Consider the following 20,738-nt stretch of genomic DNA (forward strand, 5'->3'; position numbering starts at 1 on the left):
CCTAGGGAAACACTGATCAATGTACACATTCGCGCTCGAGTCGCTTTTGCGTGCGAACAAGGCGCGGTGACTGCCGTGCAGTCATTCTGCACAAGGGAGCCGCAACGCCGTGCGCGCGCAAAAGCGGCCGAGCCCCTTCCTTTACCAATTTGTGGGGTTGGCACCCCAGGTTCCCCGATCCTGCGTTGCGCCGCTTGCGGGTAGAACCACTACCCGCTGCACGACGCGCCTTGTCTCGGAAAACCTGGGGTGCCAACGCGAGTGTGTACATTGATCAGTGTTTCCCTAGCGCCGGCGCCCGCCGAGCAGGGCCCAGCCTTCGCGGCAGTCCTCGACGCCAATGTCAAAGGCATCGGAATAGGTCGCGATGACCTCGTCCGCCTGGCGTTCCAGCAGACCGGCCAGCAGGATACGCGCGCCGGGTTTCGCGGCCCGCGCGAGCTCCGGGGCCAGGTCGATCAGCGGCTTGGCCAGGATGTTGGCCAGCACCAGATCGTATTCCGCCGCGGGGACCGGGTGGTCGGTCAGGCCGGTTTCCAGTCGTTCGGGCGGGATGGCGTTGGCATCGGCATTGCTGCGCGTGGCCTGCACCGCCTGCTCGTCGATGTCGATGCCCAGCGCATGCCGGGCGCCCAGCTTCAGGGCCGCGATGGCGAGGATGCCGGAGCCACAGCCGTAGTCCAGCACCTCCTGATCCCGAGGCGGCTGCTGGGCCAGCGCGGCCAGGCACATCGCGGTGGTCGGGTGGTTGCCGGTGCCGAAGGCGAGGCCGGGGTCCAGGCGCACGAAGGTGCCCTCCTCGATGGCCGGCTCGTCCTCCCAGGACGGCACGATCCACAGCGAACTGCCGCAGTGAATGGCGCCGAGGCCGTCGAGGCCGGCGCGCACCCAGTCCTGGTCTTCGATGGGCTGCACCTGGATCGCCTCGGGGGCCTGCGCCTGGCGCTCCAGCGCGGCGGCCGCGAGATCCGCCTGGGTGGTGTCCGGGAACACCGCCTTCAGGCGCACAGTGGACCACAGTGGGTGGGTGCCCAGTGGGGGTTCGAACAGCGGCTCGTCGGCGGCGTCGAACAGCTCGACGCTGACCGCGCCGAGTTCAAACAGCGTGTCCTCCAGCGGCTCGGCCTGTTCCGGGCTGATCTGGCATTCGAGTTCGGCAAGGCTCATGGCGTCAGGCTCTGGTGGTTGCGGAAAGGGCTCAGGCCTGTGCCTTCAGCTTCTTCTCGAGGTAGTGGATGTCGGTCTCGCCGCGCTGGAAATTGGCGTCGATCATCAGGTCGTGATGCAGGGCGACGTTGGTCTGGATGCCGTCTACCACGATCTCGCCCAGGGCCCCGCGCATGCGGGCCAGCGCGATCTCGCGGCTGTTCCCGTGGGCGATCAGCTTGCCGATCATCGAGTCGTAGTAGGGCGGCACGGCGTACCCGTTGTAGATGTGGGTATCCATGCGGATGCCCGGCCCGCCCGGGGCGTGGTACTGCTGGATAGTCCCGGGGCTGGGCATGAAGGTGCCGGGGTCTTCGGCATTGATGCGGCACTCGATCGCATGGCCGCTGATGTGCACATCGTCCTGGGTGTAGCCCAGCGGTTCGCCGGCGGCGATGCGGATCTGCTCGCGCACCAGGTCGATGCCGGTGACCTGCTCGGTGACCGTGTGTTCGACCTGCAGGCGGGTATTCATCTCGATGAAGTAGAACGCCCCGTTCTCGTACAGGAACTCGAAGGTGCCGGCGCCGCGGTAGCCGATGTCCTGGCAGGCGCGGATCAGGCGTTCCGCCATGGTCTGGCGCTGTTCGTCGCTGATGCCGGGGGCCGGGGCCTCCTCGATTACCTTCTGGTGGCGGCGCTGCATGGAGCAGTCGCGCTCGCCCAGGCATACGGCGTTGCCGTGGGTGTCGGCCAGGATCTGGAACTCCACGTGGCGCGGGTGTTCCAGGTATTTCTCCATATACAGGGTGTCGTTGCCGAAGCCCTGCTGGGCCTCGTTGCGGGTCAGCGAGATCGCGTTCAGCAGCGCGCCCTCGGTATGCACCACGCGCATGCCGCGACCGCCGCCACCGGCGGCGGCCTTGATGATGACCGGGTAGCCGATCTCGCGCGCCAGGGCCAGGTTGGTGTCCGGGTCGTCGCCCAGGGCGCCGCCGGAGCCGGGTACGCAGGGCACGTTGGCCTCCAGCATTGCCTGCTTGGCGGAGACCTTGTCGCCCATCAGGCGGATGGTCTCGGCGCGCGGACCGATGAAGGAGAAGCCGGAGGACTCCACCCGCTCGGCGAAGTCCGCGTTCTCCGACAGGAAGCCGTAGCCGGGGTGGATCGCGCCGGCGTCGGTGACTTCGGCCGCGGCGATCAACGCGGGGATGTTCAGGTAGCTCTCGCCGGAGGCCGCGGGCCCGATGCAGACGGATTCGTCCGCCAGGCGGACATGCTTCAGGTCGCGATCGGCGCTGGAGTGTGCGGCGACGGTGGCGATACCCATCTCGCGGCAGGCGCGCAGGACCCGCAGGGCGATCTCGCCGCGGTTGGCGATCAGAATCTTTTCAAACATGCTCGGACCTGTTGGCAGGGAATCGGAGGGTTCAGCCGATGATGAACAGCGGCTGGCCGTATTCCACCGGGTTGCCGTTCTCGACCAGGATGTCGCGGACCGTCCCCGCCTGGTCGGCCTCGATCGGGTTGAGCATCTTCATCGCCTCGATGATGCACAGGGTCTCGCCGACCTCCACGGTCTGCCCGACCTCGACGAACGGCTTCGAGCCCGGGCTGGGTGCGCGGTAGAAGGTGCCGACCATGGGGGCGGTGACCCGGTGACCGTCCATCTCCGGGGTCGCGTCCGCCGCGTCGGCCGGGGCGGCTGCGGGCGGTGCGCCGGCTGGTGCCGGTGCCGCGGCGGGCAGAGGGGCCGGAGCCGGTGCGGCGACGGCGGTGCCGCTGGCCGAGCGGGTGATGCGGACCGACTCCTCGCCTTCGTGGATCTCGATCTCGTGGATGCCGCTCTCGTCGAGCAGGTCGATCAGTTTCTTGACCTTGCGAATGTCCATGGAAGCCTCTTATTCCTTGATAGCCGCGAGCGCCGCATCGAGCGCCAGCCGGTAGCCAATGACGCCGAAGCCACTGACCAGACCGGCGGCGACATCGCTCAGACGCGAGGTCTGACGAAAGGGCTCGCGGGCGTGGATGTTGCTGATATGGATCTCGTAGAACGGGATGGCAACACCCAGCAGGGCATCGCGCAGGCTGACACTGGTGTGGGTCAGGCCACCCGGATTGATCAGGATGCGTTGCACGCCCTCGCCGGGGGCGGCATGGATGCGGTCGATCAGGTCGCCTTCATGGTTGCTCTGGAAGCAGTCGAAGGAGGTGTCGGCCTGTTCCGCCCGAGCCCTCAGGTCGGTCTCGATATCCGCCAGGGTCTGCGCGCCGTAGCGCTCCGGCTCCCGCTGTCCCAGCAGGTTCAGATTGGGGCCGTTGAGCAGCAGTATGGACGCCATGGCAGGGGGAATCGGTAGCGATCCTGTCGAGAATGGACGCGATTGCACCGAAAAATGACGGTGCGGCGAATGTTCGGGATTTTGCCGCAGGAGGGGTGGGGGTGTCCAGCGCGGAGGGTGCCTTGGGCGCGCCGGTACCGCGGCCGGCGCGGTGCCGGCGTGCGGGTTTCGATCAGTCGGCGGTCAGCGGGAACAGGGTCAGTTCCACCCGGCGGTTCTGCTGGCGGCCCGCCTCGGTGTCGTTGGTGGCGACCGGCTGGTGCGGTCCGAAGCCGATGGTGTGCACGCGCACCGGTTGCACCCCGCGGCGGATCAGGGCCTGCCCCACGCTCTGGGCGCGGCGCTCGGAGAGGTCCATGTTGTATTCGACGCGACCGGTGCTGTCGGTGTGGCCGGCGACTTCGATGCCGGTCTGGTCGAACTCCTCCAGGACCAGGGCCACCGAGTCCAGTACATCCTGGAATTCCGGCTTGATGTCGCTGCGGTCGAAATCGAAGGTGATGTTGCTCGGCATGTTGAGGATGATGTTGTCGCCGTCGCGGGTCACGCTGACGCCGGTCCCGCGCAGCTGCTCGCGCAGGGCATCCTCCTGACGATCCATGTAGTTGCCGATGGCGCCGCCGGCCAGGGCGCCGATGCCGGCCCCGATCATCGCGCGCTGGGTGCGGTTGCGGCTGCTGGTGACGCTGCCGAGCACGGCACCGGTGGCCGCGCCGATGCCGGCCCCGATGGTGGCGCGCGAGACGCGTTCTTCCCCGGTGTATGGATCGGTGGTGGTGCAGCCCATCACCAGGACCAGGGCACTGGTGGCGGCCAGGGCGAGGATGCGTTGCATGGTTAGTCTCCCGTAATCCGGTGGTCCGCCACGGCGGCGGGTCTGTCACCGGGCAGCTTGCGGCCAGCCGGGTGAACCGTCCATGAATCCGGAGAAAGGGTGGGCTATTGGCCGTCGATTTCGTGACGCAGTTCGCGGAGCACCGGGGCGGTTTCGGGGTGCACCCCGCGCCAGATCGCGAAGGCCTCGGCCGCCTGTTCCACCAGCATGCCGAGCCCGTCGCTACCGTTGCTGCAGCCCGCCGCCTCGGCCCAGCCAAGGAAGCGCTGGGCGCCGGCCCCGTAGACCAGGTCATAGGCCAGGCTGTCCGCTTGAACCAGATGGGCGGGGAGGTCCAGCGCGTCCTCGCCGAGGCCGGTGGCCGTGGCGTTGACCACCAGATCGAAGGGGCCCTGCGGCAGCGTGTGCAGGCCGCAGGCGGCCAGCCGGGTGGCCGGGGCGATATCGCGAAAGGCCTCGACCAGCCCCTCCGCGCGGGCGACGGTGCGGTTGGCGATGACCAGGGCCTCGGGCCCCCCCTCCAGCAGTGGCTGCAGCAGGCCGCGGGTGGCGCCCCCGGCACCCAGGATCAGGATGCGGCGGCTGCGCACGTTGAAGTTCAGGCGGTCGAGGTCGCGGCAGAAGCCGACGCCGTCCGTGTTGTCGCCATGGATGCGGCGCTCGTCGTCGCGCCACAGGGTGTTCACGGCACCGGCGTGTCGGGCGCGATCCGTGAGGACACGGGCCAGGGCAAACGCCTCTTCCTTGAACGGGACGGTCACATTCAGGCCCCGGAACCCGGAGGAGAACCACGCCCAGACCTCCTCGGCGAACTGCCCCGGGGTGCCTTGCAGGGCCTCGTAGGTCAGGTGCTGCCCCGTCTGTTCGGCGAACAGGGCATGGATGCGCGGCGACAGCGAATGGTGGATCGGGTTGCCGACCACCGCATAGCGATCCGGGCGCGGATCGCTCATCGGGCCGCGTCCTCCGCCAGCCATTCGGCCACGGTGCGGGCGTAGTAGGTCAGGATGCCGTCGGCCCCGGCGCGCTTCATGCCGGTCAGCGCCTCCAGCACGCAGGCGCGCTCGTCGAGCCAGCCGCGTTCGGCGGCGGCCTTGAGCATCGCGTACTCGCCGGAGACGTGATAGACGAAGGTCGGGCGCTGGAATTCGTCGCGGATGCGGCGGACCACGTCCAGATACGGCATGCCCGGCTTGACCATCACCATGTCGGCGCCTTCGGCCAGGTCGAGCGCGACCTCGTGCAGGGCCTCGTCGCCGTTGGCCGGGTCCATCTGGTAGGTCTCCTTGCCACCCTTGCCCAGATTGCCGGCCGAGCCCACCGCATCGCGGAACGGCCCGTAGAAGGCCGAGGCGTACTTGGCGGAGTAGGCGAGGATGCGCGTGTGCACGTGCCCGCCGTCCTCCAGCACGGTGCGGATCGCGCCGATGCGTCCGTCCATCATGTCGGAGGGGGCGACCACGTCGGCGCCGGCCGCGGCATGCGACAGCGCCTGCTTCACCAGGGCCTCGACGGTGATGTCGTTCACAACAAAGCCGTCGTCGTCGATGATGCCGTCCTGGCCGTGGGTGGTGAACGGGTCCAGGGCGACATCGGTGATCACGCCGAGCTCGGGGTGGGCCTGCTTCAGTGCGCGTACCGCGCGCTGGGCCAGGCCCTCGGGGTTCCAGGCCTCGGCGGCATCCAGGCTCTTCTTCTCGCCCGGGACCACCGGGAACAGGGCCAGGGCCGGGATGCCGAGGCGCACGGCCGCGGCCGCCTCCTCCAGCAGCAGGTCGATGCTGACGCGCTCCACGCCGGGCATCGACGGCACTGCCTCGCGCACCCCCTCGCCCTCGGTGACGAACACCGGCAGGATCAGGTCGTCCGCGCGCAGGTGGTGCTCGCGCATCAGGCGGCGGGAGAAGGCGTCGCGGCGCATGCGGCGCGGACGGCCGGCGGGATAGGGGGCGATCGGTGCGGTCATGCGGGTCGTCCTTGTTGGTGGGTCAGCCGGCGGACTCGGTCAGCCAGTCGCGCGGCTTCAGATAGCGCTTGTAGAGTTCGGCCTCGGGCGTACCGGCTTCCGGCTGGTAGTTGTATTCCCAGCGCACCAGCGGCGGCAGCGACATCAGGATCGACTCGGTGCGCCCGCCCGACTGCAGGCCGAACAGGGTACCGCGGTCGTAGACCAGGTTGAACTCGACATAGCGCCCGCGCCGGTAGAGCTGGAACTGGCGCTCGCGCTCGCCGTATTCGGTCGCGTGGCGACGCTCGACGATCGGGCCGTAGGCATCCAGATAGGCATTGCCGACGCTCTGCATGTAGCCGAAGGCGTGCTCGAAGCCGCCCTCGCTGAAGTCGTCGAAGAACAGCCCGCCGACGCCGCGCGGCTCGTCGCGGTGCTTGAGGTGGAAGTACTCGTCGCACCACTTCTTGTGCGCCGGGTAGAGGTGCTCGCCGAACGGGCGGCAGGCGGCCTCGGCTGTTCGGTGCCAGTGGATACAGTCCTCGTCGAAACCGTAGTAGGGGGTCAGGTCGAAGCCGCCGCCGAACCACCAGATCGGCGCCTCGCCGGGCTTCTCCGCGATGAAGAAGCGCACGTTCGCGTGCGAGGTCGGCACATACGGGTTGTGCGGGTGGATTACCAGCGACACGCCGGTGGCCTGGAACGAGCGCCCGGCCATCTCCGGACGGTGCGCGGTGGCCGAGGCCGGGAGGTTGTCGCCCATCACATGGGAGAAGTTGACCCCGGCCTGCTCGAAGACCCGCCCCTCGCGCAGCACGCGGGTGCGGCCGCCGCCGCCGGCCGGGCGCTCCCAGGCGTCCTCCTCGAAGCGGGCCTGGCCGTCCAGGCCCTCGAGGCCCTGGCAGATGCGGTCCTGCAGGCCCTGCAGGTAGTCGATCACGCGGTCGACGGAGACGTTGTCCTGGCTCATGCTGCGTCCCGGTTGATCAGTTGTCGGTATGGGTGTCGGGTTCCGGCGCGCCCCGGAGCCAGGCCCCGGTGCGGGCGTCGCGGATCGCGCTGGGTGCGGTGCGCCCGCCACATTCTGCCTGCAGGATCGCATCGATGCCGGCCCCGAGTTGTGAGGCAACGCAATCCCAGCTGCGGCAGGGCTCCGCGCCCGCGCGGTTGGCGCTGGTGGAGACCAGCGCGCTTTCGGCGGCCGCGCACAGCGCGCGCGTCCCCGGATGGGCGGTGACGCGTACCGCGAAGCTGTCGTGTTCACCGCGCAGTAGCGGCGGGCAGGCATCGGTGACGGGCAGCAGCCAGGTGGTCGGCCCCGGCCAGCTGGCGTCGATCTCGGCGCGGTGGTCGGCCGGCAGCGGCGCCAGCCAGGGCGCGAGGCGCTCCAGCCGGTCGGTGATCACGATCAGCCCCTTGGCGGCCGGGCGACCCTTGATCTCGAGGATGCGATCGATCGCCCGGGGGTTGTCCGGGCGGCAGCCGAGACCAAAGACCGCCTCGGTGGGGTAGGCGATCACGCCGCCGTCGCACACGCACTGTGCGACGGGTTCGATCTCGGGGGACAGCAACGGGGCGTTATTCGGATCCACGGTCGCCGGAGGGCTGGGCACTCAGGCGGCTGTCGCCGGCGTTGTCACCGCTGTCGGATTTCGCGCCACCGGACTTGGCGGTCGTGGCCTTTTTCGCCGGGGCCTTCTTCGAGGTGCTCTTCCTGGCGGCGGTCTTTTTCGTACCCGTCTTGCTGGCGGCCTTCTTGGTGGTGGCCGCCTTTTTCGTGGTCGTCTTCTTCGCGGTCGACGACTTGGAGGCCGACTTGGAGGCGGTCTTCCCGGAGGACTTGCCGGTCGACTTGGCCGCCCCCTTGCGCCCACGGCCCTTGCGTTCCGGGGCGGCGGCGATCAGTTCCTGGCACTGCGCAAGTGTCAGGGACTTGGGATCGGTCTCTTTCGGGATCTTGGCGTTCTTGTTGCCGTCGGTCACATACGGTCCGTAGCGGCCGTTGAGGACCTGGATGCCCTCTTCGTCGAAGCTCTTGATGAAGCGTTCGGCGTCCTTTTTCTTCTTCTCGGCGACGATCTCCAGCGCGCGCGGCAGCTCGATGGTCCAGACGTCGTCATCCGGGCCGAGGGAGGCGTACTTGGAGCCGTACTTCACGTACGGTCCGAAGCGGCCGATGTTCACCATCACCGGCTCGCCCTCGGGCGTCTCGCCGAGGTCGCGCGGCAGCTTGAACAGCTCCAGCGCCTCGTCGAGGGTGATCTTGTCCATCTTCTGCCCGGGCAGCAGGCCGGCGAAGCGCGGCTTCTCCTCGTCGTCCTTGGTACCGATCTGCACGATCGGGCCGAAACGACCCAGGCGCACGCTGACCGGGCGCCCGCTCTGCGGATCGGGGCCCAGCTCGCGTGACTGCACGGCCTCGGCGCGGGTGACGTTCTCTTCCTTTTCCTTCACCCGGTCGCGGAAGTCGCCCCAGAAATCCTCCAGCACCGGGACCCAGTCCTTCTCGCCGCGCGAGATGGCGTCCAGCTCGTCCTCGAGCTTCGCGGTGAAGTCGTAGTCCACGTAGCGGTCGAAGTGCTGGGTCAGGAAGCTGTTCACGATCCGGCCGGTGTCGGTCGGGATGAAGCGCTTGCCGTCCATCTCCACGTACTCGCGTGACTGCAGCGTGGAGATGATGCTGGCGTAGGTCGACGGACGGCCGATGCCGTATTCCTCCAGCGTCTTCACCAGGCTGGCCTCGGTATAGCGCGGCGGCGGCTCGGTGAAGTGCTGGTCGGCGGTGACCTCTTCGAGTTGGACCGTGTCACCCTCGGCCATCTCCGGCAGGCGCTTGTCCTCGTCGTCATCCTGCGCGTCGTCGCGGCCCTCCTGGTAGACCGCGATGAAGCCGGGGTCGACCAGGGTGGAGCCGGTGGCACGGAACTGGTGCTGGCTGTCGCCCGGGACCAGGTCGGCGGCCACGGTGTCGAAGGTCGCGTGGATCATCTGGCAGGCGACGGTGCGCTTCCAGATCAGGTCGTACAGCCGGGCCTGGTCGCTGCTCAGGCGCTCGCGCACCTCGTTCGGCAGACGGCGCACAGAGGTCGGGCGGATGGCCTCGTGGGCCTCCTGCGCGTTCTTCGACTTGGTCTTGTACTGGCGCGGGCTGTCGGGGACGTTGTTGGCCCCGTAGCGCTCCTCGATCAGGCCACGAATCTCGCCGATCGCCTCGCCGGCCAGGGCCACCGAGTCGGTACGCATGTAGGTGATCAGGCCGATCGCGCCGGAGCCCAGATCGATGCCTTCATATAGTTGCTGCGCGGTGCGCATGGTGCGCGATGCGGTGAAGCCCAGCTTGCGCGAGGCCTCCTGCTGCAGGGTCGAGGTGGTGAACGGCGCGGCCGGGTTGCGGCGGCGCTGCTTCTTTTCGACCTTGGCGACGCGCAGCTCGCCATTCGCGGCGTCGGTCAGACGCTTCTGGGCGTCGTGCGCGAGCTCGGCGCTGTTCAGGTCGAACTGGTCCAGCTTGTTGCCGTCCAGGTGGGTCAGGCGCGCGGTGAACGGCTGGCTCTGGCGCTCGACCTTCGCATCCAGGGTCCAGTATTCGCGAGGGACGAAGGCCTCGATCTCGTTCTCGCGCTCGCAGATCATGCGCAGCGCCGGGCTCTGCACGCGCCCGGCGGACAGGCCGCGCTTGATCTTGCGCCACAGCAGCGGGGAGAGGTTGAAGCCGACCAGGTAGTCCAGCGCGCGGCGCGCCTGCTGGGCATCGATCAGTGGCTTGGCCAGGTCGCGCGGTTCCTCGATCGCCTGCTGGATCGCCTTCTTGGTGATCTCGTGAAACACGACGCGATGCACGCCGCGATCGTCCAGCAGGCCGCGGTCACGCAACACCTCGTAGAGATGCCAGGAGATCGCCTCGCCTTCACGGTCAGGGTCAGTCGCAAGGATCAGGTCGTCGGATTTCTTCAGCGCCTTGGCGATCGCCTCGATCTGTTTCTCGCTGCGCTCGATCACGTCGTACTTCATGCGGAACCCGTTCTCCGGGTCCACCGCGCCCTCCTTGGGCACCAGGTCGCGCACATGGCCATAGGAGGCCATGACCTGGTAGTCCGGGCCGAGATACTTCTCGATGGTCTTGCCCTTGGCGGGCGACTCTACGATGACGAGGTGCTTGCTCATGTCGCTCGGGACCGTCTCCGTGGCAGCGGGTTCCGTATCGGGGCGATCGCGGTCGTATGGCAGCGACCGGGTTCACGGGCGCTAAAGACTAGAGGAGGAAATGCCCGTTGGCTACCGCGCGCTTTTCGCAAGACGGAGAAATCAGTGCAGATAATCCACGGCCGCGGGGCCGGCATCGTCGCGCATGACCTCTTCCAGGCGGGAATAGGCGATCGCGTCGTCGGGCTGGTTGAACAGCACCATCAGCACCACCCAGCGCAGCTGGTCGAGGTCGATCTCCTCGGCGTCCAGCTCCATTACGCGGTCCAGCACCAGCTCGCGGGTGCCGGCGGTCAGCAGGCCGTTTTGCTCCAGGTGCAGCAGGAAGCCATGGGCCTCGGTATCCAGGCGTTTTTGCTCTTCCGGGGCATAGATCCGCTGGGCGGCGCCGTCGCCGCCGCGCCCGGCCAGGGGGGCCTCGCTCATCAGGCGGTCCAGCCAGCCCAGAGCGCGGTCGATCTCGCGGCGGGCAAAGCCGGCCTCCACCAGGTGGCGTTCCAGCTCCGAGCGGTCCGGCTCCTCGTCGGATTCCTCGTCGATGGTGTGCTCGAAGAGATACATGAGCACATCCAGCACATTCTCGTTCATGATTCGGGGGATCCTGCGTCGAGGCGCTGGTAACGCCCGTGGTCGAGGGCGGCCACACGGCCATGGAGTTCAAGCAAAACCAGCATGGATGAAAGCTGTTCGATGGTCAATTTGGTGCGTTCGCGCAGGGTTTCCAGCGGGACCGGGTCGAATCCCATCGCGTTCAGTACGCGTTCCTGCTCCGGATCCAGCGGGTCGGAGGCGGGTTCGGCCGCGGCCGGAGGCGCATCGGGCGCGACGCCCAGCCAGTCCGCGAGGTCATCCAGGATCTCCTCGGCCGACTCCACCAGCTGGGCGCCATCGCGGATCAGCCGGTGGCAGCCGCGGCTGGTCGGGCTCAGCACCGAACCGGGGACGGCATAGACCTGGCGCCCCTGTTCGGCAGCCAGCCGTGCGGTGATCAGGGATCCGCTCTTCAGCGCCGCCTCGACGACCAGGGTCGCCAGTGACAGGCCGCTGATCACGCGGTTGCGCTGCGGGAAGTTCCGCGCCAGCGGCCGGGTATCGGTGGGCCACAGCGAGACCACCAGGCCATGGTCCGCGATGCGGTGCGCCAGGCGCCGGTGCTGGGCGGGGTAGATGCGGTCGGGCCCGGTGGCTACGACCGCGATGGTGCGCCCGCCAGGCGCGGCCAGGGCGCCTTCGTGGGCGGCGCCGTCGATGCCCCTGGCCAGGCCGCTGGTGACCGTCAGCCCGGCCCCGGCCAGCTCGCGGGCGAATTCCGTGGCCAGGCGCTCGCCCTGCGGGGTGGCCTCACGGCTGCCGACGATCCCCACCTGCGGGCTGCGCAGCAGCTCGCGCGCGCCGTTCAGGTACAGCACCGGGGGCGGGTCGGGGAGTTCCGCCAGCAGGGGCGGGTAGTCGGGGTCGTCCAGACACAGCAATGTGTGCCGGGGGTCGGCATCCAGCCAGGCCTGGTCGGCCTGCGCCCCGGCCTCGCGGGCTTTATGGGCGGTGGTGTCCAGCTTGAGGTCGACGCCCGCGCGCTGCCATTCGGCCGCGGGGGCGGCCAGGGCGTTGCCCGGGGAGCCGAAGGCCTCGACCAGTTGCAGCAGGCGCCGCGGGCCGAGGCCTGGGGTGTTGATCAGTTGCAGCCAGTCCTCGTGCGGGGCGGCTGTCGCGCCGGCATCACGCATGCAGCCTGGCCGCAGGCCCGGTCAGGGGGTGCGAACCTTGTCGCCCTCGCGCAGGGTGCGCTCGGCCTCGGTCACCAGCACGTAGGACACCTTCTCGAAGGTCTGGAAGACCATGACGGTGCCGACTTCCTCTTCCGGCAGGGTGACCACCTCGTTGGCGCGATCGCTGATCGGGTCGCGGACCTCGCGCCCGGCGGTAAAGGCGGTCAAGACATGGCCGTTCTCGATGCCGTCGCGTTCACCACGGTTGATGATGGCGGCCTGCAGCTGGCCGATCTGGCTGAGGGCGTCGAACAGCGAGATGATCGTGCCCTCGGTACCGGCCGGCGGGCGCCCGATGTCGAACAGCATGTCCTGTTCTTCGGCGTAGGGGACCAGGCGGTCACCGCGGATGGCCTCGCGCTCGCCCTTGCGGATGTCGGCGCGGGCGACGTTGCCCGGCTCGATGATCTCGGCCTCGCCCACCGGCAGAGTGGCGACGCCCAGGTCCTCGCCGGTGTCCGGATCGGTCAGTGCGCCGTCGTGGCGAACGATGTGATAGAGCTCGTAGCGTTCGGTGTCCTCGGCGTTGCGCACATACACCCGGTCGCCCGGGCCGAAGATCACGCGCTCGTCCTGCGAGGCGAGGATGTAGGGGGCGTTTTCCAGGGTTTCCTCGTCCAGCACCTGTGGACGGAACATGAACGACTGCAGGGTGGAGATCGGGGAGACGTCCTCGTCGCGCTCCACCACCCGTGCTTCCGGTGACAGGCGATGCGTCGGGCGCACCCGCGGCCCGCCGTCGACCGTGATGCGCGGCCGGCCGTCCACGTAGTGGATGCTCAGCACGTCACCCGGATAGATCAGGTGGGGGTTCTCGATCTCCGGGTTGACCAGCCAGATCTCCGGCCAGTACCACGGGTCCTGCAGGAACATCGCGGAGATGTCCCAGAGGGTGTCGCCTTTCTTCACGACGTAGCGTTCGGGCGCGGATTCGCGGATCTCCGGCTCGGCCTCGGGGGTCGAGCGTTCATCCTGGGCTTCGCGCGCCGGGCGGGCTTCGGTCTGCGCCGTGCCGGAATCGGAGGCGGTTGATTCGCCGCCGCCGTTCTCGGGTGTGGCCGCGCAGGCGCCCAGCAACAGCGTTACACTGAACAGAATGCCCGGCAGAACGAAGGTCGTGGTGGCCCTGGTCTTGTACATTTGGTGTCCCCTGTCAGGTCCGCGCGCTCCCCGAGCCTTCCTGTGGCCCGGCCCCCAATCGGATGACGCAATTCCGCGGATATTGCGGTCCAACGTTAGCAGAATTGCGACATCTGTACAGTACAAAGTTTGAGGTTTTTTCATGGCCAAGCGTGAAATCCTGCACTTCCCCGACCCCCGGCTGCGGCTGAAGGCCGAGCCGGTCGCCGAGGTGGACGACGAAATCCGCACCCTGGTGGACGACATGTTCGAGACCATGTACGCCGCGCCCGGCATTGGTCTGGCCGCCACCCAGATCAACGTGCAAAAGCGTGTGCTGGTCGCGGATGTCTCCGAGGACCAGAGCGAGCCGCATGCCCTGATCAACCCGGAGATCCTCGAGACCTCCGGTGAGGAGGAAATGGACGAGGGCTGCCTGTCCGTCCCCGGCTTCTACGAGAAGGTGCAGCGCGCCGACCGGATTCGCGTGCGTGCCCTGGGGCGTGACGGCCAGCCCTTCGAGCTGGACATCGATGGCCTGCTGGCGGTGTGCATCCAGCACGAGATCGACCACCTCGACGGCAAGCTGTTTGTCGATTACCTGTCCAGCCTCAAGCGCAGCCGCATCCGCAAGAAGCTGGAGAAGCAGGGCGGGCGCTCCGGAGCCGGTGACAAGACCGCGGTCCCCGCGGTCTGATGGGAGTGGCGGACACGGACGTCGAGTCCCTGCGCATTGTCTATGCCGGGACGCCGGATTTCGCGGTTCCCGCGCTGCAGTCCCTGATCGACGCCGGGCATGCCCCGGTCGCGGTCTATACCCAGCCGGACCGACCGGCGGGGCGCGGGCGCAAGCTGCGTCCGGGCCCGGTCAAGCAGGTCGCCGAGGCCGCCGGCCTGCCGGTGGTGCAGCCGGAGAGCCTGAAGTCCGCCGAGGCCCAGGCCGAACTTGCCGCCTGGCGCCCGGACATCCTGATCGTGGCGGCCTACGGGCTGATCCTGCCCCGCGCCGTACTCGCGATCCCGCCGCTGGGCGGGCTCAATATCCATGCCTCGCTGCTGCCGCGCTGGCGCGGCGCGGCGCCGATCCATCGCGCGATCCTCGCGGGGGACGAAGAGACCGGGGTCTGCCTGATGCAGATGGCCCCGGGGCTGGATACCGGCCCGGTGCACGCCTGCCGTCGCGTCCCGATCACACCGGAGACCACCACCGGTGAGCTGCACGATGTCCTCGCCCGCGAGGGGGCGGAGCTGCTGGTGGAACAGCTCCCGACGATTGCTGCGGGTGCCTCCGCACCGTGGCCGCAGGATGATGCGCAGGCCAGCTACGCCCGCAAACTGGAGAAACAGGAGGCCTGGATGGACTGGTCGCAGCCGGCCGCGGCCCTGGATCGACAGGTGCGGGCCTTCAACCCCTGGCCGGTGGCGCAGGCCGGCTGGCAGGGGCAGGCGCTGCGGGTCTACGCGGCGACCCCGCTGGAGGTCGCGGCGAATGCAACGCCCGGAACGATCATGGATGCCGGGCCGGAGGGCGTGGATGTGGCCACCGGCGACGGCATCCTGCGCCTGCGGACCGTTCAGCTGCCCGGCCGCCGCCCGGTCGCGGCGGCGGACTGGGCCCGCAATGCGGACCTGCCCGGCCAAACCCTGACCGGGGCGGTCTGATGGCGGGCAAGCCGAAACGCGTGGTGCCCTCGCGGGTGGATTCGCGCTCGCCGCGTCAGCGCGCGCTGGAGGCGGTGGAGCGCGTAGTGCTGCAGGGGCAGTCGCTGACCCGGGCGGTGGAGCTGGTGACCGAAGGGCTGGCGGCGCGCGATGCCGCCTGGGTGCAGGCGCTCGCCTACACCACCTTGCGCTGGTACCCGCAGCTGGCGGGGCTGGTCGATGGCTTTCTGGATCGGCCGCTGCGCAAGAAGGATGCCGTGATTGGTGTGCTGCTGGCGCAGGGACTGGCCGAGGTGCTGCATTTCGGGACGCGCGATCACGCGGCGGTGCGGGAGACCGCCGAACTGGCGCGCGAGATCCATCGCCCCGGCGCGGTGGGCCTGATCAACGCGGTGCTGCGCCGTGCCCTGCGCGAGCAGGACGAACTGGCGAGCCGGATCGAGGGCGACCCGGTGCTGCGCTATGCGGTCCCGGAATGGCTGCTGGAGGCGATTCGCGATGCCTGGCCGGAGGACTGGGAGACGCTGCTGGCGGCCTCGACCCGGCCCGCCCCGATGACCCTGCGGGTCAACCTGCACCGCGGCAGTCGCGAAGCGGCGCTGGAGGCCCTGTCCGCCGCCGGTATCCCGGGGCGCGCGTACCCGGCGCTGGCCAGCGCGCTGACGCTGGATGACCCGGTCGATGTGGCCGCCCTGCCGGGGTTCGCTGACGGGGCGCTTTCGGTCCAGGACGCCTCGGCGCAATGGGCCGGGCCGTTGCTGGGGCCGCGGCCCGGCGAACGGGTGCTGGACGCCTGTGCGGCACCCGGCGGCAAGACCGGGCATTTGCTGGAACACGCGGGTGGCGATCTGGATCTCACCGCGCTGGACAACGACCCCGAACGCCTGGAACAGGTACGCGAGAACCTCGACCGGCTGGGCTATGACGCCCGCCTGGTCGCGGCGGATCTGGACGCCACCGATGACTGGTGGGACGGCGAGCCCTTCGACGCGATCCTGCTGGATGTTCCCTGTTCCGCCACCGGCGTGATCCGGCGTCATCCGGACATCAAGACCCTGCGCCGGGCCGATGACATCCCGCGCCTGGCGGCGGAGCAGGCCCGCCTGCTGGCCGGCGCCTGGAAGCTGCTCCGCCCGGGCGGCCGGTTGCTGTATGCCACCTGTTCGCTGCTGTCGGCGGAGAACGAGGCGGTGGTCGCCCCGTTCGTCGCGGCGACCGCGGATGCCCGCGCCTGGCCGCTGGAGGGCGAGTACGCTATCCCCGGCAGCAAGCCCCGCGCGGCAGGTGTAACGCTGCCGCTGGGGCTCGAGGACGGGGACGGCTTCTATTACGCGCTGCTGGAGAAGAAGGCCCCCTGATGCCGGGGCGTTCATCGTGGCGGGGCGGGCCCCTGACGGCGCTGTGCGGGCTACTGGCCCTGCTGGCGCTGCCGGTGACGGCGAGCGCGGTGGAGATCCGCGCCGCGAATCACATGTGGCTGGATGATGCCACCGTGCTGGTGCGCCTCGATATCGACATGCGCCTGCCCGCGGTGCTGGAGGACGCCCTGGCCAACGGCGTGACGCTGGAGTTCGAGGCGCAGACGCGGCTGGAACGCGGCCGGCGGGTCGGGCGCGATACCCTTGCCAGCGAGACGCGTCGCGTCCAGCTGCAATACTTCGCCTTGAATCGGCACTATCTGGTAACCGCGGTGACCGACGAGCGCATGGACCTGAAACCGACCCTGGGGGATGCCCTGGACCTGGTCGCCCGGCGGCTGGGGCGGCTGCGTCTGGACGAGGTTCCGGACGCGGTGCGCGAGAATCCCGGCGAGTTCGATCTCGCGGCGCGGCTGACGCTGGTGTATTCCGCGCTGCCGCTGCCCCTGCAGCTGGATGCCGGTTTGCGCGGTGATCTGACGACCCGACAGGAGTGGCGGCGATGGTCGCTGGATTAGGGAAGCGCTGGTCAACGTACACGCTCGCGCTCGAGTCGCTTTTGCGCGCGCGAAAGCGGCCGAGCCCCTTGGGGTTGGTACCCCGGGTTCCCCGATCCGGCGTTGCGGCCCTTGCCGGTAGAATGGCTACCGGCTGCGGACCGCGCCTTGTTTCGGAAAATCTGGGATACCAACGCGAGGGTGTACGTTGACCAGCGTTTCCCTAAGAGGCTTCCCGTGGGGGCTCCTCGGCATCGGGCTCCTGTTCGCGCTGCTGCTGACCTCGCTGGTGGTGATGGGCGATGCGGCCCAGAACCAGGCGCGCTTCGAACAGGTGTTCCTGTGGCTGCTGGTGTTCCATGTGGCCGTGCTGGTGGTGCTGGGTGGGCTGATTATCTATCAGCTCGTGCGCATGGCGATCCAGTATCGCCGCGGGGTGCCCGGCAGCCGCCTGACGCTGCGCCTGGTGGCGGTGTTCATGCTGGTGGCCGTGCTGCCGGTGTCGGTCGTCTACTACTTCTCCTTCAAGTTCCTGAACGAGGGCGTGGATTCCTGGTTCGACGTGCGCGTGGAGTCGGCGCTGGAGGATGCGCTGGAGCTGTCGCGCTCGTCGCTGGATCTGCGGGTGCGCCAGCTGGCGACCGAGACCCAGGAATTGATGAGCGACCTCGAGGGGGTCTCGGAAGGCCTGGTTCCGCTGGCGCTGAACGACTATCGCCGCCAGGTCGGGGCGCAGGAGTTGACGCTGGTCGGTTCCAACAACCGCATCATCGCCTCCAGTACCGACAGCCCGATCCGCCGTCTGCCGACCCCGCCGGGCTCCGACATCCTGATGCGGGTGCGCCCGGAGCAGCCGTATTCGCGCCTGGAGCCGCAGTCCGACGGCTCGCTGATCATCCGCGTGGTGGCCACCACCAGCAGTCGCCGCCCGGGCTCGGAGAATCGCATCCTGCAGGGCATCTACCCGGTGGATCCGCGCATGAGTGCGTTGTCGCTGCGGGTCCAGGACGCCTTCGCCGATTACCGCGAGTTCGCCTACCTGCGCGGGCCGATGATCCAGGGCTTTGTGTTTACCCTGTCACTGGCGCTGGCGATCTCGCTGATGGCCGCGCTGTGGGCCGGGCTGCTGGTGGCGCGGCGCATGGTGCGCCCGATCTCCGATCTGGTGCAGGGCACGCGCATGGTGGCGCAGGGCGACTACAGCACGCGCCTCGCGGTGCAGCGCGCCGACGAACTGGGCTTCCTGGTGCAGTCGTTCAACACCATGACCCGTACCCTGAACGAGGCGCGCGACGAGGCCGAGCGCAATCGCCGCCTGCTGGACGCCGAGCGCGCCTACCTGGAGAGCGTGCTGCAGCATCTGCGCTCCGGCGTGCTGGCGCTGGATGGCAGTCTGCGCCTGCGCACGGCGAACGCCGCGGCCAGCGAGATCCTGGAATGCGACCTGCAGGGCGCGCGCACCCGGGTGATGTCCGAGCTGGGTGACGAGTGCCCGTTGGTCGCACAGTTCTTCGAGGCGATCAGTGACGCCCTGGTGCGCCAGGAGGCCGAATGGTCGCGTCAGGTGGTCGTCTTTACCCGCAGCGGGCGCAAGGTACTGATGACCCGCGCGGTGTGGTTGCCGACCTCGGGCTCCAGCCGCGGCCTGCACGCCATCGTGTTCGACGATATGACCGAGTTCCTGAAGGCCCAGCGCGACGCGGCCTGGGGCGAGGTGGCGCGGCGTCTGGCCCACGAGATCAAGAACCCGCTGACGCCGATCCAGCTCTCCGCCGAGCGCCTCTCGAGGCGCCTGGGCAAGGTGCTGGAGGGGGCCGACCGCGAGGTGCTGGACCGTGCCACCGGCACCATCGTGCAGCAGGTGGAGGCGATGAAGACCCTGGTCAACGCCTTCCGCGACTATGCCCAGGCGCCGCAGCTGGAGCGCGCCTCGGTGGACCTGAACCAGCTGATCCGCGATGTCTGCGAGCTGTACCTCGACCAGGACGGCCGCTCGCGCGTGGATGTCACGCTGGATGCGGAACTGCCGCGGATCCATGGCGACGCCGGGCGCCTGCGCCAGCTGCTGCACAACCTGATCAAGAACGCGCTGGAGGCGGGCAAGGGCCACGAGGACATGGAGGTGCATGTGGCCACCGCTTACCTCGACGACCCGGCGGGTCCGCACATCGAGCTGCGGGTGACCGACACCGGTCCCGGCATCAAGCCGGAGTTCCTCGAACGGATCTTCGAGCCCTACACCACCGACAAACCGCGTGGAACCGGTCTCGGTCTGGCGGTCGCGCAGAAGATCGTGGAGGAGCATGGCGGCATGATTGAGTGCCATAATGCGGAATCCGGGCGGCATGGGGCGGTCTTCCGCATCCGCATTCCGGTGGAGCATGGTCCGGTGGTTCACGAGGAGCCCGAATGAGCGAAGCCTACATACTCGTGGTCGACGACGAGCCGGACATCCGCATGTTGCTGCAGGATGTGCTGGAGGACGAGGGCTACCAGGTAGCGCTCGCCGGCTCCGTGGCCGAGGCCAAGGCCCAGCGCCGCAGCCGCCGTCCCGATCTGATCCTGCTGGATGTCTGGATGCCGGACGGCGACGGCATCTCGCTGCTGAAGGAGTGGAGCGACGACGAGGGCCTGCCCTGCCCGGTGGTGATGATCTCCGGCCATGGCAATGTCGAGACCGCCGTGGACGCCACGCGACTCGGGGCCTACGACTTCATCGAGAAGCCGCTGTCCATCGACAAGCTGCTGATCACCCTGAACAACGCCCTGGAGGCCGCGCGCCTGCAGCGCGAGAACGTGGGCCTGAAACGCCATGCCGGCACCGTGCACGACCCGGTCGGCAGCAGCGCCACCATGGTGAACCTGCGCGACCAGGTGCAGCGCATGGCGCAGCACGATACCTGGGTGCTGATCACCGGCGAGCCGGGGGTGGGCAAGCAGACCTTCGCGCGCCTGCTGCATGCGCGCAGCGCGCGGCGCGAGAGCCCGTTCATCGTGGTCTCGGTGGGTTCGCTGTCCGGCGAGGAGGCGATCGCCGAGCTGTTCGGCAGCGAGCAGGGCGAGCATGTGCGCTACGGCCTGCTGGAGCAGGCGGCGGGCGGCGTGCTGTTCCTCGACGAGGTCGCGGAGATGGACCTGCAGACCCAGGGGCGGCTGCTGCACGCGCTGGATACCCAGCGCATCACGCGCATCGGCGGCAACCAGCCGATCAGCGTGAATGTGCGCGTGATCGCGGCCAGCCAGTACGACCTGGCCGAGGCGGTGGAGCAGGGCCACTTCCGCGAGGATCTCTACTACCGGCTCAATGTCCTGCCGCTGGCGATCCCGCCGCTGCGCGAGCACCCGGAGGATATCCCGGAACTGCTGGAATGCCACATGCGCCACCTGCACCAGCAGGAGGGCCTGCCGGTGCGCGCCTTCCAGCGCCCGGCACTCGAGCGGCTGCAGCAGTACCACTGGCCCGGCAATGTGCGCGAACTGCGCAATCTGGTGCAGCGGCTGATGATCCTGGGCTCCGGCGACGAGATTACCCGCGACGAGGTGGAACGCACCCTCAGCGGGCAGCCGCAGCGCGCGGAGGAGGCCGGCGAGGGCACGGTGGCCATCCCCGACCTGCCGTTGCGCGAGGCGCGCGAGCAGTTCGAGCGCGAGTATCTGCAGCAGCAGCTGGAGCGTTCCGAGGGCAACATGACGCGCCTGGCGGAACGGGTGGGGCTGGAACGCACCCATCTGTACCGCAAGTTCAAGGCGCTGGGGATCGACCCCAAGCGCGTGAAATCCGATAGCTGAATCCGCTCCGGGA

General features: G+C 68.8%; 19 protein-coding genes. 6 read left to right on the forward strand and 13 right to left on the reverse strand.

The features are described from left to right. Nucleotides 1-285: 285 nt before the first annotated feature. The 13 genes from prmA to F614_RS0112520 all read right to left on the reverse strand — a co-directional run bounded on the left by prmA (nucleotide 286) and on the right by F614_RS0112520 (nucleotide 13,380). The gene (prmA, locus tag F614_RS0112460) at nucleotides 286-1,167 is read right to left on the reverse strand and encodes a 50S ribosomal protein L11 methyltransferase (protein WP_019558992.1); all 882 of its coding nucleotides are present in this window, start codon (nucleotides 1,165-1,167) and stop codon (nucleotides 286-288) included. 31 nt (nucleotides 1,168-1,198) lie between these two features. Further along, nucleotides 1,199-2,545 (reverse strand): acetyl-CoA carboxylase biotin carboxylase subunit, encoded by a 1,347-nt coding sequence (gene accC, locus F614_RS0112465; protein ID WP_017942601.1) that lies wholly within the window; start codon nucleotides 2,543-2,545, stop codon nucleotides 1,199-1,201. 31 nt (nucleotides 2,546-2,576) lie between these two features. Continuing rightward, a complete protein-coding gene (gene accB, locus F614_RS0112470) occupies nucleotides 2,577-3,038 on the reverse strand; it encodes an acetyl-CoA carboxylase biotin carboxyl carrier protein (protein ID WP_018865465.1) in 462 nt (153 codons plus the stop codon). Between the two features lie 9 nt (nucleotides 3,039-3,047). Next, nucleotides 3,048-3,488 carry a type II 3-dehydroquinate dehydratase gene (gene aroQ / locus F614_RS0112475; RefSeq protein WP_018865466.1) on the reverse strand — a complete coding sequence of 147 codons (441 nt, stop codon included), beginning with the start codon at nucleotides 3,486-3,488 and terminating at the stop codon, nucleotides 3,048-3,050. 172 nt (nucleotides 3,489-3,660) lie between these two features. Beyond that, nucleotides 3,661-4,323 carry an OmpA family protein gene (locus F614_RS0112480; RefSeq protein WP_018865467.1) on the reverse strand — a complete coding sequence of 221 codons (663 nt, stop codon included), beginning with the start codon at nucleotides 4,321-4,323 and terminating at the stop codon, nucleotides 3,661-3,663. Nucleotides 4,324-4,427: 104 nt separating this feature from the next. Next, entirely contained in the window at nucleotides 4,428-5,276 is an 849-nt protein-coding gene (gene aroE, locus F614_RS0112485; protein WP_019558993.1) for a shikimate dehydrogenase, read from the reverse strand. After that, entirely contained in the window at nucleotides 5,273-6,289 is a 1,017-nt protein-coding gene (gene hemB, locus F614_RS0112490; protein ID WP_018876617.1) for a porphobilinogen synthase, read from the reverse strand. The genes aroE and hemB overlap by 4 nt, the downstream gene beginning before the upstream one ends. Nucleotides 6,290-6,311: 22 nt before the next feature. Continuing rightward, on the reverse strand, nucleotides 6,312-7,241 hold the full coding sequence (gene hemF / locus F614_RS0112495; protein ID WP_019558994.1) for an oxygen-dependent coproporphyrinogen oxidase: 930 nt from the start codon (nucleotides 7,239-7,241) through the stop codon (nucleotides 6,312-6,314). Nucleotides 7,242-7,257: 16 nt separating this feature from the next. After that, entirely contained in the window at nucleotides 7,258-7,863 is a 606-nt protein-coding gene (locus F614_RS0112500) for an L-threonylcarbamoyladenylate synthase (protein ID WP_026329864.1), read from the reverse strand. Beyond that, on the reverse strand, nucleotides 7,850-10,435 hold the full coding sequence (locus tag F614_RS0112505) for a DNA topoisomerase I (RefSeq protein WP_019558996.1): 2,586 nt from the start codon (nucleotides 10,433-10,435) through the stop codon (nucleotides 7,850-7,852). Before F614_RS0112505 ends, F614_RS0112500 begins: the two co-directional genes overlap by 14 nt. A 141-nt stretch (nucleotides 10,436-10,576) precedes the next feature. Next, on the reverse strand, nucleotides 10,577-11,062 hold the full coding sequence (locus F614_RS0112510; protein ID WP_018876613.1) for a DUF494 family protein: 486 nt from the start codon (nucleotides 11,060-11,062) through the stop codon (nucleotides 10,577-10,579). Then, nucleotides 11,059-12,198, reverse strand: a complete 1,140-nt coding sequence (gene dprA, locus F614_RS0112515) for a DNA-processing protein DprA (RefSeq protein ID WP_018865474.1) — start codon at nucleotides 12,196-12,198, stop codon at nucleotides 11,059-11,061. The genes F614_RS0112510 and dprA overlap by 4 nt, the downstream gene beginning before the upstream one ends. Before the next feature lie 21 nt (nucleotides 12,199-12,219). After that, nucleotides 12,220-13,380: a LysM peptidoglycan-binding domain-containing protein gene (locus F614_RS0112520; RefSeq protein WP_019558997.1), complete on the reverse strand. Its 1,161-nt coding sequence runs from the start codon at nucleotides 13,378-13,380 to the stop codon at nucleotides 12,220-12,222. 142 nt (nucleotides 13,381-13,522) lie between these two features. Here F614_RS0112520 and def point away from each other — a divergent pair, with 142 nt between their 5' ends. The 6 genes from def to F614_RS0112550 all read left to right on the forward strand — a co-directional run bounded on the left by def (nucleotide 13,523) and on the right by F614_RS0112550 (nucleotide 20,725). Continuing rightward, on the forward strand, nucleotides 13,523-14,056 hold the full coding sequence (gene def / locus F614_RS0112525) for a peptide deformylase (protein ID WP_018865476.1): 534 nt from the start codon (nucleotides 13,523-13,525) through the stop codon (nucleotides 14,054-14,056). After that, on the forward strand, nucleotides 14,056-15,021 hold the full coding sequence (fmt, locus tag F614_RS0112530; RefSeq protein ID WP_019558998.1) for a methionyl-tRNA formyltransferase: 966 nt from the start codon (nucleotides 14,056-14,058) through the stop codon (nucleotides 15,019-15,021). The genes def and fmt overlap by 1 nt, the downstream gene beginning before the upstream one ends. Continuing rightward, nucleotides 15,021-16,379 carry a 16S rRNA (cytosine(967)-C(5))-methyltransferase RsmB gene (rsmB, locus tag F614_RS0112535; protein WP_019558999.1) on the forward strand — a complete coding sequence of 453 codons (1,359 nt, stop codon included), beginning with the start codon at nucleotides 15,021-15,023 and terminating at the stop codon, nucleotides 16,377-16,379. The genes fmt and rsmB overlap by 1 nt, the downstream gene beginning before the upstream one ends. Next, nucleotides 16,379-16,957: a DUF4390 domain-containing protein gene (locus F614_RS0112540; RefSeq protein WP_018865479.1), complete on the forward strand. Its 579-nt coding sequence runs from the start codon at nucleotides 16,379-16,381 to the stop codon at nucleotides 16,955-16,957. Before rsmB ends, F614_RS0112540 begins: the two co-directional genes overlap by 1 nt. Nucleotides 16,958-17,144: 187 nt before the next feature. Beyond that, a complete protein-coding gene (locus tag F614_RS0112545; RefSeq protein ID WP_018865480.1) occupies nucleotides 17,145-19,349 on the forward strand; it encodes an ATP-binding protein in 2,205 nt (734 codons plus the stop codon). Next, nucleotides 19,346-20,725, forward strand: a complete 1,380-nt coding sequence (locus tag F614_RS0112550) for a sigma-54 dependent transcriptional regulator (protein WP_018865481.1) — start codon at nucleotides 19,346-19,348, stop codon at nucleotides 20,723-20,725. The genes F614_RS0112545 and F614_RS0112550 overlap by 4 nt, the downstream gene beginning before the upstream one ends. The last annotated feature ends 13 nt before the right edge of the window (nucleotides 20,726-20,738 follow it).

Source organism: Thioalkalivibrio sp. ALE12 (assembly GCF_000381105.1).
Classification (GTDB): Bacteria; Pseudomonadota; Gammaproteobacteria; order Ectothiorhodospirales; family Ectothiorhodospiraceae; genus Thioalkalivibrio.

Coding starts and splice junctions, on each gene's coding strand:
- prmA (WP_019558992.1), bottom strand. CDS start 1,167: ATGAGCCTTGCCGAACTCGAATGCCAGATCAGCCCGGAACAGGCCGAG.
- accC (WP_017942601.1), bottom strand. CDS start 2,545: ATGTTTGAAAAGATTCTGATCGCCAACCGCGGCGAGATCGCCCTGCGG.
- accB (WP_018865465.1), bottom strand. CDS start 3,038: ATGGACATTCGCAAGGTCAAGAAACTGATCGACCTGCTCGACGAGAGC.
- aroQ (WP_018865466.1), bottom strand. CDS start 3,488: ATGGCGTCCATACTGCTGCTCAACGGCCCCAATCTGAACCTGCTGGGA.
- F614_RS0112480 (WP_018865467.1), bottom strand. CDS start 4,323: ATGCAACGCATCCTCGCCCTGGCCGCCACCAGTGCCCTGGTCCTGGTG.
- aroE (WP_019558993.1), bottom strand. CDS start 5,276: ATGAGCGATCCGCGCCCGGATCGCTATGCGGTGGTCGGCAACCCGATC.
- hemB (WP_018876617.1), bottom strand. CDS start 6,289: ATGACCGCACCGATCGCCCCCTATCCCGCCGGCCGTCCGCGCCGCATG.
- hemF (WP_019558994.1), bottom strand. CDS start 7,241: ATGAGCCAGGACAACGTCTCCGTCGACCGCGTGATCGACTACCTGCAG.
- F614_RS0112505 (WP_019558996.1), bottom strand. CDS start 10,435: ATGAGCAAGCACCTCGTCATCGTAGAGTCGCCCGCCAAGGGCAAGACC.
- F614_RS0112510 (WP_018876613.1), bottom strand. CDS start 11,062: ATGAACGAGAATGTGCTGGATGTGCTCATGTATCTCTTCGAGCACACC.
- dprA (WP_018865474.1), bottom strand. CDS start 12,198: ATGCGTGATGCCGGCGCGACAGCCGCCCCGCACGAGGACTGGCTGCAA.
- F614_RS0112520 (WP_019558997.1), bottom strand. CDS start 13,380: ATGTACAAGACCAGGGCCACCACGACCTTCGTTCTGCCGGGCATTCTG.
- def (WP_018865476.1), top strand. CDS start 13,523: ATGGCCAAGCGTGAAATCCTGCACTTCCCCGACCCCCGGCTGCGGCTG.
- fmt (WP_019558998.1), top strand. CDS start 14,056: ATGGGAGTGGCGGACACGGACGTCGAGTCCCTGCGCATTGTCTATGCC.
- rsmB (WP_019558999.1), top strand. CDS start 15,021: ATGGCGGGCAAGCCGAAACGCGTGGTGCCCTCGCGGGTGGATTCGCGC.
- F614_RS0112540 (WP_018865479.1), top strand. CDS start 16,379: ATGCCGGGGCGTTCATCGTGGCGGGGCGGGCCCCTGACGGCGCTGTGC.
- F614_RS0112550 (WP_018865481.1), top strand. CDS start 19,346: ATGAGCGAAGCCTACATACTCGTGGTCGACGACGAGCCGGACATCCGC.